This window comes from Kitasatospora sp. NPDC057198 (assembly GCF_042670125.1).
GTDB lineage: Bacteria > Actinomycetota > Actinomycetes > Streptomycetales > Streptomycetaceae > Kitasatospora.
On sequence record NZ_JBHUWH010000211.1, the window covers coordinates 1 to 12,899 of the forward strand.

A 12,899-nucleotide genomic window follows, 5' to 3' on the forward strand; every position below is an offset into this window, starting at 1 on the left:
CCTCAGCGCCGGCCGACCTCGGCGAGCCGGGCCAGCAGCAGCTCGGCGGTCTCCGCGGGGCGCTCCAGGGCGGGCAGGTGCCCGGCCCAGGGGAGCTCGCGGTGCTCGGCGTCCGGCAGCAGGGCCGCCAGGTCGGCGGCGATCCGCCGGAAGTCGTCCAGGTCGTGCGCGCCGGAGTAGACCAGGGTGGGGGCGACGGCCGCCCGCAGGTCGACCTCGACCCGGGTCGGGGAGACCTCCTCCGCGGGCGCCAGCTGCACCTCGTACGCGTTGCGCTGCATCACCCGGACCTTCGCCCGGGCCGCCTCGTCCGCGTCCGGTCCGAGCCAGGTGTCCACCATCAGCTCGACCGCCTCGTCCAGTCGGCCGGACTCGACCAGGCCCACCTCCAGCTCGTCCAGCGCGAGCAGTTCGGCGCTCGGCTCGTGGTCGGGGCTGCCGGGGCAGAGCAGGGTCAGCGAACCGACCCGGTCGGGGTACCGGGCCGCGAACTGCAGGGCGATCCGGCCGCCGAAGGAGGAGCCGACCAGGGCCGCCCGTTCGATGCCGAGTTCGTCCAGCAGGTCCGCCAGGTCGGTCAGGTTGTCGTACGGGCGGTCCGCGCAGGGGGTCTCCCCGAAACCGCGGAAGTCGCACCGCAACACGCGGTAGCCGGCCTCGCGGAGCGCGTCCCACTGCCCGTCCCACATCCGCCGGTCGCAGACGGAGGAGTGCAGCAGGACCACCGCGGGTCCGCTTCCCGTCACCTCATGAGTGATCGTCATTCGGCCGACCGTAGAGCACTTCGGGCCCGCTGACCAGGGATTTCCGCTGCGAGCAGAGCGGGTCGGTGGGGGAGGGGCGGCCGGTGGCGCTGTCGGTGGGGGGCGGCATGATGGAGGGCGTGCCCGAAGGAGACAGCATCTACCGTGTCGCCACCCAGCTGAACCGAGCGCTCGCCGGTCACGTGCTGACGGTGTCGGACTTCCGCGTTCCCGCCCACGCCACCGCCGACCTGACGGGGCGCCGGGTGCTGGAGACGGTGCCGCGCGGCAAGCACCTGCTGACCAGGTTCGAGGGCGGGGTGACGCTCCACACCCACCTGCGGATGGACGGCCGCTGGCAGACCTTCCGGCCCGGCGAGCGCTGGCGCGGCGGCCCGGCGTTCCAGGTCCGGGCGGTCCTCGGCACCGAGCACGGCACTGCCGTCGGCTACCGGCTGCCGGTGGTCCAACTGCTGCGCACCGCCGAGGAGCACCGCGTGGTCGGCCACCTCGGGCCCGACCTGCTCGGCCCGGACTGGGACGACGCCGAGGCCCGCCGCCGCCTGCTCGCCGACCCGCGGCGCCCGCTCGGCACCGCCCTGCTCGACCAGCGCACCCTGGCCGGCATCGGCAACGTGTACGCCAACGAGCTGCCCTTCCTGGCCGGCGTCACGCCCTGGCTGCCGGTCGGCGAGCTGCCCGACCCGGACGAACTGCTGCACGGTGCCCGGCAACTGCTGGACGCCAACAAGCTGACCCCCGGCCACGTCACCACCGGCGACCCGCGGCCCGGCCACCAGCACTGGGTGTACGGCCGGGCCCGCCGGTCCTGCCTGCGCTGCGGCACGCCGATCCGCACCGCCAGGCACGACCGGGACCGCACCGCCTACTGGTGCCCGCGCTGCCAGCGCGGGCCCGCGCCGGGCGCCTGAGCACCGCGGGCCGACCGGCCGCGGGCCCGGGTTCAGTCCCGCTCGACCAGGGCCGGGTGCCGGGGGTCCTCGACCCGCACCGTCAGGTCGGCCAGCGCGCCCGGGTCGGTCTCGGTGCGGTAGCGCTCGTGCGCGGGCAGCGTCCACCGCTCGGCCGCCGGGGTGCGGCGGGCCAGCGCGGCGGCGGACTGGGTGAGGTGCACGGTCAGTTCGAACGGCAGCCAGCGGCCGAGCAGGAACGGCCCGTCCAGCAGCAGCACCCCGCGCGGCGGGAGTTCGACGTATCGGGCCCGGGTGGCCCGGTCGGTGGCCCGGTCCCAGTAGGTGGGCAGGACACGGCCGTCACCGCCCGGTTCGAGCGGGTCGAGCACCTCGCGCAGCAGCGCGCCCTGGTCCAGCCACAGGTCGTGGAGGGCGTCCGGGTCCTGCTTGCCGTACTCGAAGCGCACCGAGGCGGGACGCAGGAAGTCGTCCGCGGACACCCGCTGCACCGGTCGGCCGAGCAGGCGCAGCGGCTCCACCAGGGTGTCCGCCAGCTCGCCGGGCCGGGTGGCGTCCGCGCCGTCCACCGCGACCCGCAACCGCCGTCCGTCGTCGGCCAGTTCGTGGATCCGCCCCGCCAGCAGCCCGACCAGCCGCTCCGGGGAGATCGGTGTCACCCGCACCGGGCGATCACTCCCTTCGGTCAACCGGACTATACGTCGCGGCGTCCGCTGCTCCGGTCCGTTGCTCCGGGGTGCCGTTCCGGTCCGTTGCTCCGGGGTGCCGTTCCGGTCCGCTGCTCCGGGGTGCCGTTCCGGGGTGCGGCGCGGGGTGCGACACTCCGAACGGAGCGCAGCAGGAGAAGGGGAGACACCACATGACCACCGTGCCGTTCCTGACCCCGGAGGGGGTCGACGCCCTCGCCGCCCGCGCGCACGCCGGCCAGTACGACCGGATCGGGGTGCCGTACGTGGAGCACGTGCGCGCCGTGGCCGCGGGCGTCGCCCCGTTCGGCGCGGGCCTGCGGATGGCGGCGCTGCTGCACGACGTGCTGGAGGACACCCCGCTCACCGCCGGGGACCTGCTCGCCGCGGGCGTCCCCGCCGCCGTGGTGGCGACCGTCCGGCGGGTGACCCGCACCCCCGGGACGGACTACCGGACGATGCTGCTGGACGTCGCCACCGACCACGCCGCCACCCTGGTCAAGATCGCCGACAACGCGCACAACTCGCGCGCCGACCGGGCCGCGCTGCTTCCCGCGGCGGACCGGGAGCGGCTGGCCGGGCGCTACCGGGAGGCCCGCGCCGTGCTGTGGCCCGCCGTCGCGGAGGCGGACGTCCGGACGGTCCTCGCCCTGGTCAACCCGGAGCTGCTGGCCGAACTCGACTGAGGCCGCCCGCGGGGGCACGCTGGAAGGAGCAGCGGGGGTTCTAGAGCGAGGAGCCCGGGATGTCCGAGATGAACGACAGGCTCGACGAGAAGGCCCGGCGGGACGAGGACGACGTCCGGTTGGCCGACCCCGAGGAAGGCATCACCTCCTACCAGACCATGCACGCGTGGGAGGAGTCCCAGGCGGAGGGCGACCCGGTCGCCGACCCGCCGCGGCAGGAGGAACAGCGGTGAGCGGCCGCGCCGCGGTGCCCGAACCGCACAGCAGCGAGTGGTCGGTCCGGCTGCGGGTGGTCGAGGTCGGCGACCTCACCCAGGCCCACGCCGTCCTCGACACCGGCGTCAACCTGATCGAGGTCGAGGCGGAGGCCCACCGCAGCCCCACCGACCCCGCCGACCCGGGGATCGGCGACGAACTCGCCGTCGGCCGGGCCCTCAGCGAACTCGGCCGGCAGCTGGTCCACCGCGGCTCGGTCGCTGCCGAGGCCGCCGAGTCCGCCCGCCGCCGCGACGCACCGCCCTCGGAGGGCGCCTGGTGACCGTCCCGTCCCCGCCCCCCCGACGATCGGTGCACGAAACACCCGAATCGTGACCTTTCCCCGCCCCCGCGCCGGAACCCGCCCGGCCGGGGGCGCGTCACTGCCGGTGGCCGGGCACCCGCGTCGGCCCGCAGGCGACGAACGGGCGCCCCCGCACAGCACGGGGACGCCGGGGGTGGACAAGGTGACGGACGATCAGCACCCGGACGGCGGCAGACCGGCGGACCCGCCCCCGCACGACCCCGGCGGCCGGCCGCCGGTCCACTGGGAACTCCCCGACTACGCGCACGGGCGCGAACTCGGCGCCGGCGCCTCCGGCCGGGTCGTCCTCGCCCGCCACCGGGCCACCGGCACCCCGGTCGCGGTCAAGTACCTGCACGGCGACCACCCCGACCGGGCCGCCTTCCGGGTCGAGGCCGAACTGCTCGCCGCCCTCGACAGCCCGCACGTCACCCGCCTCCACGAGTACGTCGAGGGCCCGCACGGCGCGGCCATCGTGATGGAACTCGTCGACGGGATCCCGCTGCGCGACCTGCTGCGCGCCGAGGGCGGCACCGGGCCGGAAGCCGCCCTGGCCGTCCTCAAGGGCTCCCTGCTCGGCCTGGCCGCCGCGCACCGGGCCGGCGTCGTGCACCGCGACTACAAGCCCGGGAACGTGCTGGTCACCGTGGACGGCGAGTCGAAACTCGTCGACTTCGGCATCGCCGTCCGCGACGGCGCCGGCGGCACCGTCGCCGGAACGCCCGCCTACATGGCCCCCGAACAGTGGGCCGGGCACCCCGCCTCCCCGGCCACCGACGTGTACGCCGCCACCGCCACCTTCTTCGAGTGCCTCACCGGCGCCAAGCCGTACACCGGCACCACGCTGATGGAACTCGCGCTCCAGCACGCCGAGGCCGAGATCCCCGACACCCTGGCGCCCGAAGCCCTCCGACCGCTGATCCGGGCCGGACTCGCCAAGACCCCCGAGCAGCGGCCCCCGGGCGCCGAAGCCCTGGTCGAGGAGCTGGAGGCCGCCGCCGGAGCCGCCTACGGCGCCGACTGGGAGGAGCGCGGACGCAAGCGGCTGGCCGCGCTCGTCGCCCTGCTGCCCCTGCTGCTGCCCACCCCCACCGCGGAGGGCGCGCTGCCCGGCGCCACCTCGTACGCGACGACGGTCCTCGCACCCCCGCGGCGCCCGTTCCGGGGGAGGCTGACCGCCACCGCCGGCGCGATCGTCCTCGTCGTGGGCGCGCTCGCGGCGGTCGCCTCGGCCGGCGAGGAGAAGACCGCCGCCGACCCGCTACCGGCCGCCGCCCCACCCGCCACCACCATCGTCGGACCCACCGAGAGCCCGACGGCCGGGGCCCTGCCGAGCCCGAGCGAGAGCCCCGGCCCCGTGGCTTCGCCCACACCCGCCGAGGAGACCAGCCCGAGTGCGACGCCCGGCCCGACGGCGAAGCCCAGCACCACCCCGAAACCGAGCCCGACCCCGACGCCCACCCCGACCCCCAGCCCGACCCCCAGCCCGACGGCGAGCAGCGCACCGCCGGTCATCGTGAAGCTGGGCACGCCGTTCCTACGGGGCGGCAACAGCACGGTGTCAGCCACCGTTTCGGTCACGGTGTCCACGAGCGGGGGCGGAACGGCGACGCTGACCTTCAGCTGGTACGACAGCGACTCCGGCGCGCTGGTCGGCACGACCACCTCCGACCCGGTTCCGGCGGGTACGACCCGGGTGACCAGCACTCTCACCTCGGCCTGCCGCACCTGGAAGGCGAAGGTGGTGGTGACCAGTGACCCCAGCACTGCGAAGCCCGTTTCCGGGGGCCCGTACAGCATGTCCTGCCTCAGGTGAGCGGAGACCGACCATGACCGAGCTGCCTCCCGACCCCGGCCTCCGGCTCGGGCCCGTCCGCAAGCCCGACGACGCCGAGCCGACCGTCCGGTTGCGGGCCGCCGCCCCGCGCGACGACCTGCGCACCGTCCGGCTCCGCCCGGCCGGGCCGCCACCCGACGCCGAGCAGACCGTCCGGCTGCCTGTGGACCTCGCCGCCACCGTGCTCGATCCCCTCGCGGGCCCCGGGTCCGGTCCGCAGGACGGGTTGCGGCGGTTCGGCCCCGGCGTGCCGCCCCGGGCCGCCGCGGTGTGGCACGGGGAGGCCGCCGTCGCGGTGCCGTCGCGGCGGCGGTGGGACAGGTGGCTGCTGGTGCCGCTGGTGCTGCTGCTCGCCCTGCTCGGGTACCTGCTGTGGGACGGGTACGGCCGTCCCGTCGGGGTGGTCGGCGTGCGGGCGGCCGGTCCGGCCGCGGGGCCCGGGTGCGACGGCACCGCCGTGGTCACGGGGGTGCTGGAGACCGACGGCGGCGGGGGCGAGGTGCGCTACCGGTGGGTGCGCAGCGACGGCACCGGCTCCGGGCCGCTCGTCCAGCACGTGGCGGCCGGGCACCGGAGCACCGCGGTCGCGCTGGAGTGGACCTTCCGGGGCCGCGGCGAGTTCACCGCCACCGCGCGGCTGGAGGTGCTGGAACCCGCCGGCGTCCGCCCGGCCGAGGCGGTGTTCCGCTACTCCTGCCCGTAGCGGAGGCCGCCGGGACGCACGAAACCCGGGTCGCGGCCGGCTGCGTGCCGGTGGCGGCCCGGGAGGGCTGGTCCGCTCACGCCTGTGGCGCGGTCGCACCTCCGCCCGTCTTCACGGCCTCCACCATGTGCTGGTGCACCTCGCGGGCCGCCGCCTCGTCCGGGGCCGCCACGGGGCTGCCCTCCACGGTGAACCAGTCGAGCGCGCCGCTGTACTGCACGGTCAGCCGCGCCTCGCCCTCGATCCACATGGTGTGCACCGTCAGGTCCCCGGTGATGACGCCGATCTCCACGGTCTTCACACCGCCGTGGCCGGACAGAATCCCCTGAGTGGTCCAGGTTGCCCAGGTGTTCACAAGCCCGCTCCCATCCGCCGCCCAACGGGCCGCTCGGTCCCGACCCCACAGGTACCCGATCCGTGGCGACCGCTTCCCACTGTCACCCGAAGGGCCGAAAACCGCCCCCCGGGCGGGTGCCCGGCACGCGGACTAGCATCGACGTATGGGAGAGCGAGAGGCTGCGCTCACCGCGCCGAAACTGATCCTGGAAACCGGCGGCGACTCGATGGTCATCACCCCGAGCCGCAGGTACGCACTCGGACGCGACCCCACCGGCGACGTCGTGCTGACCGACCCGCGGGTCTCCTGGCACCACGCCGAACTGCACGTCGGCGACGGCCACTGGATCGTCGACGACACCGGCTCCACCAACGGCACCTACGCCGCCGACGGCCACCGGGTCGTCCACCTGGAGGTCGAGCCCGGCACCGTGCTCTGCCTGGGAAGTCCCGGCGACGGACCGCGCTGCACGTTCAGCGCGCTGCCCGAGCCGACCGCCGTGCACCCGCTGCCCGGCCGCCGCCCCTCCGGGCTCACCGCGATCACCGGCTCGCACCGGCCGCCGTCCAGCGTGATGCCGCTGCCCGCCAAGGTGGTGCGGATCGGCCGCGCCCCCGACAACGACCTGGTGGTCGGCGACCTATCGGTCTCCCGGCACCACGCCGAGCTGCGCGCCACGCCCGACGGCCGCTACGGGATCACCGACCTGGGCAGCCACAACGGCACCTACCTGAACGGCCAGCCCGTCCGGCAGGCCCCCGTCGGGCCCGGGGACCTGGTCGGAATCGGCCATTCGGTGTTCTGCCTGGTCGGCGACGAACTGCAGGAGTTCGTCGACACCGGCGACATCGACCTCGACGTGGAGGACCTCACCGTCCAGGTCGACGGCGGACGCACCCTGCTCGACCAGGTCACCTTCCCGGTCGGCCAGAAGTGCCTGCTCGCGGTCGCCGGGCCCAGCGGCGCCGGGAAGTCCACCCTGCTCAACGCCCTCACCGGGCTGCGCCCCGCCGACCGCGGCACCGTCCGCTACGACGGCCGCGACCTCTACCGCGACTACGCCGAACTGCGCCGCCGGATCGGCCTCGTCCCGCAGGACGACATCCTGCACACCCAGCTGCCCGTCCGCAAAGCCCTCTCGTACGCCGCCGAACTGCGCTTCCCCGACGACACCGCGCCCGCCGAACGGGCCGCCCGGGTCGAGGAGGTGATCGACGAACTCGGCCTCGGCAAGCGCGCCGACCAGGTCATCTCCAGCCTCTCCGGCGGCCAGCGCAAGCGGGTCAGCGTCGCCCTCGAACTGCTCACCAAGCCGTCCCTGCTGTTCCTCGACGAACCCACCAGCGGCCTCGACCCCGGCATGGACCGGTCCGTGATGCAGATGCTGCGCGGCCTCGCCGACGACGGCCGCACCGTCATCGTGGTCACCCACAGCGTGCTCAGCCTCGACCTGTGCGACCGGCTGCTGCTGCTCGCCCCCGGCGGGCGGACCGCCTGGTACGGGCCGCCCGGCGAGACGCTGGAGCACTTCGGGTTCGCGCACTGGCCGGACGCCTTCGAGGCGTTCGAGAACCAGACCGAGCGGGACTGGGCCGGGCAGTTCCGCGCCTCCGCCCCCTACCGCAAGTACGTCAGCGGCCCGGCCGGCGGCCCCGGCGACTGGCCCGGCGCACTCGCCCCCGCCGAGCCCGCCCTGCCCGCGGAGGCCACCCCCGCGCCGCCGCCCCGGCCGCGCAGCTGGCTCGGCCAGGTCGGCACGCTGTGCCGCCGGTACGCCAGCGCGCTCGCCGCCGACCGCACCTTCCTCGCCGTGATGATCGCGCTGCCGTTCGTCATGGGCGCGATGGCGCACGCCCTGGCCGGCAGCCGGCTGAACCAGGACACCGCCCTGAACGCGCTGCTGATCCTGTGCGTCGGCGGGGTGCTCACCGGCGCCGCCAACGCGGTGCGCGAACTCGTCAAGGAACGGACCATCTACCAGCGCGAACGCGCCGTCGGCCTGTCCAGATCCGCGTACCTGTGCTCGAAGGTCGTCGTGCTGGGCACCGTCACCGTCGTCCAGTCGGTGGTGCTGACCATGGTCGCGCTGATCGGGGTACGGCTCAGACCGCAGGGTGGCGGCGGGGTGTTCCTGCCGCCGCTGCTGGAGATCACCCTCGCCGTGGCGCTGCTCTCGCTCAGCGCGATGATGCTCGGCCTGCTGATCTCCGCGCTGGTCAAGAAGGAGGAGGTGACCATGCCGCTGCTGGTGCTGGTCGCCATCGTCCAGGTGGTGTTCTGCGGGGCGCTGCTGCAACTCGACCACATCCCGGTGCTCAACCAGTTGTCCTGGCTGGTCCCCTCGCGCTGGGCGCTCGGCGCCATGGCCGCCACCATCGACCTGCACGCCACCGTGCCCGGCACGCTCACCGACGACCCGCTGTTCGCGCACCGGCAGGGCATCTGGCTGCTCGACATGGGCATGCTGATCGTGCTGGCCGTCGCGTACGGCCTGGTCGTCGCCCGGCTGCTGCGCCGGCACGAACCCGCCGTGATGCGGCGGTAGCGGATGGGAACGCCCGACGGGTTCCGGCCCACCCACGTCGTCCCGGCCGACGGCCTGCCGACCTGGACCGCGCCCGACCCGGCCGCCACCGGGGTGCCGCTCGACCCGCTGCTGCCCGTCGCGCTCGCCCAGGCCAACGGCAACTGGGCTCGGATCGTCTGCTCCAACGGCTGGACCGCCTGGGTCGACGGGCGCCTGCTGGTCGCCCTCCCGCAGCGCCCCCCGGCCGCCGGCGCCCCGCTCGCCACCGCCGACGACCCGCGCCCGCTGCTCGCCGCCCTGGAACGCTCGCTCGCCACCTACCGGCGGCTGGTCGACGACTGGGCGGCCGGCCGGATCGACCTGGAGACCTTCCGCGACGGCACCCGCGACCTGCGGCTCGGCGCGGTGCTGGACGGCCCGGACGCCTGGCTGCTCGACCTCGACCGGGGCCGCTGGTACTACTGCGACGCCGCCCAGCTGCAGACCTACGCGGCCGCCGACCGCGACGGCCGGAGCTGACCCCGATGCCCGGGGAGCCGCCGGAGCCGCCGTCCCTGGCCGCCGCCGAACCGGGCGAGCTGGACGGCCGCACCCTGGCCGGCTACCGGCTGGAGCACGTGCTCGGACGCGGCGGCATGGCGGTGGTCTACCGCGCCGAGGACCTGCGGCTCGGCCGCACCGTCGCGGTCAAACTGCTCGCCCCCGAACTGGCCCGCAACGAGACCTTCCGCCAGCGCTTCGTCCGCGAGTCGCACGTCGCGGCCTCGCTCGACCACCCCAACATCGTCCCCGTCTACGACGCGGGCGAGGTCGAGGGCGTGCTCTACCTGGCCATGCGGTACGTCCGCGGCCGCGACCTGCGCGCCCTGCTGGACCGGGAGGGCCCGCTCACCGCCGCCCAGACCGTGCGGATCGCCGTCCAGGTGGCCAGCGCGCTGGACGCCGCGCACGCCCACGACCTGGTCCACCGGGACGTCAAACCCGGCAACGTGCTGATCGCCGAGGGCACCGACCCCGACCACCCCGAGCACGCCTACCTGACCGACTTCGGGCTGACCAAGAAGTCCCTCTCGCTGACCGGCCTCACCACCGTCGGCCAGTTCGTCGGCACGCTCGACTACGTCGCCCCCGAACAGATCTCCGGCAAGCCGGTGGACGGGCGGTGCGACGTGTACAGCCTGGGCTGCGTGGTCTTCGAGATGCTCACCGGCGATCCGCCCTACCGGCGCGACGACGACCTGGCCCTGCTCTGGGCCCACCTCAACGACCCGCCGCCGGACGTCCGGGAACGGCGCGCGGACCTGCCCGCCGGAGTGGCGACGGTGCTGCAACGGGCGATGGCGAAACGGCGCGACGACAGGTACGGGAGCTGCCTGGAGTTCGTCGCGGCGCTGCGGGCGGCGGCGGAGGTGCGGGCGGGGTCGGTGCGCGTGGCGGAGGAGGTGCGGGCGGAGTCGGTGCGGGCGGCGGAGGTGCGGAGCGCGCCCCCGGCGGCCCCCCGGCGGGACGGGCCGCCGCCACCACCGGCCTGGGCGCGGCCGGTGCTCGAACCCTGAACGCGGGGTCCGGGACGTGGTGGCCGGGACGGGGCTGTCCGTGCGTTCTTCACGGGGGCGCGGGGGCGCGGGGGCGCGGGGGCGCGGGGGCGCGGGGGCGTGGGGATGCGGGGGTGTCGGGCGCGGGGGTGTCGGGCGCGGGGGTGTCCGTCGTCAGCGGACCGCCGGGTCGGCCGGGCGCCGCGCCCGCCTCCGGGCGAGCAGTGCGCCCAGCAGCCCGGCCAGCGCGCCCCAGCCGGCCGCGATCGGGACGGCGGTGAGCAGGTCCGGCTCCAGCACCGTCCGCCCGCCACCGCCCAGACCCAGCAGCGACAGCCCGAACACCGCCGACACCCGGGTCACCAGGCCGACCGCCAGCACCGCCAGCGCCAGCACCACCGCCCACTGCACGGCCGCACGCCACACCGGCAGCGGCGGACGCGTCCGGGTCGCCGACACCGCGCCCGCCGCCAGCACCAGCAGCGCCGCCAGCGGCAGCAGCAGCCAGGCCCACCCGTTCTGCTCCGCCAGCGCGCCCAGGTCCAGCGTCACGTCCTGCCCGGAGTGCAGCACCGCCGCCAGCGGGTGCGGGAACGGCAGGCCCAGACTGTCCGTGACGTGACCGTGCCAGGACGCGCCCAGGCCCACCCCGAACCCCAGCCAGGCCAGGTTCGGCAGCCCCAGGCACAGCACCGCCAGCGCCTCGCGCGGCTCGCCGCTCGTCGCCACCCCCACCAGCCCGCCCACCAGCCCCAGCAGCACGTACACCAGCAGCAGCGCCAGCACCGCGTGCACCGTCGGCCGCAGCGTGCCGTGCCAGCGCACCAGCGCGGTCGGCAGCGGCGCCCGGCGCGAGGCCGCCAGCGCCAGCAGCACCACCACCGCCAGCCACAGCAGACCGAAACCCACCGCCGGACCGGGATCCACCCGGAACCCCACCGTCGGCGCCGCGCCGAACGCGCCGCCCAACTCGTCGAGCAGCGGATCGCCCGTCGACACCGTGAAGGAGTGCCGGGCCGCCGCCGACAGCAGCAGCACCGCCACCGTCCAGCACGCCGCCAGCGCGAGCACCCGGGCCAGCAGCAGCCGCCCGCCCACCACCGCGTGCCGCCGCAGCGGCCGCAGGAACAGGTACGCGGCCACCAGCGCCCCCGCCAGCGTCACGGACAGCGGCAGCGCGCTGATCCCGCCCTGCGCGCTCGCCACGAAGGCCGCGCCGCCGTCGAGTCGGGCCGGCGCGCCCAGCGCCAGCAGCAGCGTCGCCGCCAGCACCGGCCCGAAACCGCCGCCCGGCAGCTCGTCCGCACCCGCCAGCCACAGACCGAGCGCCGCCACCACCGCCATCGCGGCGAGCGCGCCCACCGTCGCCACCAGCGCGGAGAGCAGGACGGACACCGGCGCGGCGAGCCGCTCGGGCCGACCCGCGGAGGGCGGTGGCGGGGGCGTGCGGGGGTTCGCAGGAGTGGCGGCACCAGACACCCGTCTCACCGGCCCTTCGAGCGCGACCCCCCGGTGCCGGCCCGGACCGGCCGGCCCCTCCAGCTTCCGACAGGCCGCAGCGGACGGCGAATCGCCGCAGGCGGTGGACGCCGGGGTGGTCGGAGCCGGGGCGGTCGGAGCCGCCGGGGCGGGTGCGCCTGTGGTTCGGGGCGGCGGGTTCGGAGGGGCGGGCGGACAATGGTGGGTGCGCATCTGGACTCGGGGGAGTCCGACCGGGAGGCAGTCCCGTGACTGAGCAGCCGACGCCCCGGCAGCCCGAAGAGCCGGACCACCAGAACGACGGTGCCAACGACGGTGCCCAGGCCCCGCCGCCGCACCGCCCCACCGAGGTGGTGGGCGGAGCGGCCGGACCGCCCACGGAGGTGGTCGGAACGGACGCGGCCGATGCGCAGGGGGCGCCCACCGAGCTGGTGGAGCGGGCGGGCGCCGCAGGCGTTGCGGACGGGGTGGACGGGGTCGACGGGGTGGACGGGCGCGCCGCGGGAAGTGCCGGGGCATCGGCGGGGGAGGCACCGCAGCCCACGGAGGTGGTGCGGCCGCCGGCCGGTGGCGCTTTCGCGGCGGGTGCCGGGGCGGGGTCGGGTGCGGGTGCGGGTGCGATGGGTGCCGGGGGCGCGACGGAGCCTCCCTCCGGCGCCGGCGGGACGGAGCCGGCGGGGCCGCCGTCCGGACCGCTGTCGGCGGGCGGGCTGCGCCCGTCGAGCGCCTCGGGGAGCGGGGCGTCGATCGGCGGCGCGGGGGCCGGGGCGAGCGGGCCGCCCAGCGGCGGACGGCCGAACGGCGGCGGCGGGGCGTCTCCCGGCCGGGGCGGGGTCGGGGGTGGCGGGGGCGGCGGGAACCCGTTGTGGCGGAAG

General features: G+C 76.1%; 13 protein-coding genes. 9 read left to right on the plus strand and 4 right to left on the minus strand.

The genetic code is table 11. The features are described from left to right. Positions 1 to 2: 2 nt before the first annotated feature. On the minus strand, positions 3 to 764 hold the full coding sequence (locus tag ACFUEL_RS22705; RefSeq protein ID WP_380238423.1) for an alpha/beta fold hydrolase: 762 nt from the start codon (positions 762 to 764) through the stop codon (positions 3 to 5). Between the two features lie 119 nt (positions 765 to 883). Between ACFUEL_RS22705 and ACFUEL_RS22710 the strand changes: the two genes are divergently transcribed. Next, positions 884 to 1,675 carry a DNA-formamidopyrimidine glycosylase family protein gene (locus ACFUEL_RS22710; protein WP_380238444.1) on the plus strand — a complete coding sequence of 264 codons (792 nt, stop codon included), beginning with the start codon at positions 884 to 886 and terminating at the stop codon, positions 1,673 to 1,675. 32 nt (positions 1,676 to 1,707) lie between these two features. Here the strand turns inward: ACFUEL_RS22710 and ACFUEL_RS22715 are convergent, their stop codons facing one another. Further along, the gene (locus tag ACFUEL_RS22715; RefSeq protein WP_380238424.1) at positions 1,708 to 2,340 is read right to left on the minus strand and encodes a uridine kinase; all 633 of its coding nucleotides are present in this window, start codon (positions 2,338 to 2,340) and stop codon (positions 1,708 to 1,710) included. A 194-nt stretch (positions 2,341 to 2,534) separates the two neighbouring features. On the opposite strand from ACFUEL_RS22715, the gene ACFUEL_RS22720 reads away from it, so the two are divergent. From ACFUEL_RS22720 to ACFUEL_RS22740, 5 genes are all read left to right on the plus strand, one after another. After that, positions 2,535 to 3,047 (plus strand): phosphohydrolase, encoded by a 513-nt coding sequence (locus ACFUEL_RS22720; RefSeq protein WP_380238426.1) that lies wholly within the window; start codon positions 2,535 to 2,537, stop codon positions 3,045 to 3,047. A 59-nt stretch (positions 3,048 to 3,106) separates the two neighbouring features. Next, positions 3,107 to 3,280 (plus strand): hypothetical protein, encoded by a 174-nt coding sequence (locus ACFUEL_RS22725; protein ID WP_380238428.1) that lies wholly within the window; start codon positions 3,107 to 3,109, stop codon positions 3,278 to 3,280. Beyond that, positions 3,277 to 3,585 (plus strand): dsRBD fold-containing protein, encoded by a 309-nt coding sequence (locus tag ACFUEL_RS22730; RefSeq protein WP_380238430.1) that lies wholly within the window; start codon positions 3,277 to 3,279, stop codon positions 3,583 to 3,585. Before ACFUEL_RS22725 ends, ACFUEL_RS22730 begins: the two co-directional genes overlap by 4 nt. A gap of 184 nt (positions 3,586 to 3,769) precedes the next feature. Further along, the gene (locus ACFUEL_RS22735; RefSeq protein WP_380238431.1) at positions 3,770 to 5,422 is read left to right on the plus strand and encodes a protein kinase; all 1,653 of its coding nucleotides are present in this window, start codon (positions 3,770 to 3,772) and stop codon (positions 5,420 to 5,422) included. A gap of 13 nt (positions 5,423 to 5,435) precedes the next feature. After that, positions 5,436 to 6,146 carry a hypothetical protein gene (locus tag ACFUEL_RS22740; protein WP_380238433.1) on the plus strand — a complete coding sequence of 237 codons (711 nt, stop codon included), beginning with the start codon at positions 5,436 to 5,438 and terminating at the stop codon, positions 6,144 to 6,146. Positions 6,147 to 6,222: 76 nt separating this feature from the next. Here ACFUEL_RS22740 and ACFUEL_RS22745 read toward each other — a convergent pair whose 3' ends face one another. After that, positions 6,223 to 6,501, minus strand: a complete 279-nt coding sequence (locus ACFUEL_RS22745; protein WP_380238435.1) for a hypothetical protein — start codon at positions 6,499 to 6,501, stop codon at positions 6,223 to 6,225. Positions 6,502 to 6,646: 145 nt separating this feature from the next. On the opposite strand from ACFUEL_RS22745, the gene ACFUEL_RS22750 reads away from it, so the two are divergent. From ACFUEL_RS22750 to ACFUEL_RS22760, 3 genes are read left to right on the plus strand one after another with little or no spacing between them, the layout of a single operon-like run. Then, positions 6,647 to 9,028 (plus strand): FHA domain-containing protein, encoded by a 2,382-nt coding sequence (locus tag ACFUEL_RS22750; RefSeq protein WP_380238437.1) that lies wholly within the window; start codon positions 6,647 to 6,649, stop codon positions 9,026 to 9,028. Between the two features lie 3 nt (positions 9,029 to 9,031). Next, a complete protein-coding gene (locus ACFUEL_RS22755) occupies positions 9,032 to 9,529 on the plus strand; it encodes a hypothetical protein (protein ID WP_380238439.1) in 498 nt (165 codons plus the stop codon). Between the two features lie 5 nt (positions 9,530 to 9,534). Then, the gene (locus ACFUEL_RS22760) at positions 9,535 to 10,566 is read left to right on the plus strand and encodes a serine/threonine-protein kinase (RefSeq protein ID WP_380238440.1); all 1,032 of its coding nucleotides are present in this window, start codon (positions 9,535 to 9,537) and stop codon (positions 10,564 to 10,566) included. Between the two features lie 153 nt (positions 10,567 to 10,719). Here the strand turns inward: ACFUEL_RS22760 and ACFUEL_RS22765 are convergent, their stop codons facing one another. Continuing rightward, entirely contained in the window at positions 10,720 to 11,940 is a 1,221-nt protein-coding gene (locus ACFUEL_RS22765; RefSeq protein WP_380238442.1) for a streptophobe family protein, read from the minus strand. Positions 11,941 to 12,899 lie beyond the last annotated feature (959 nt).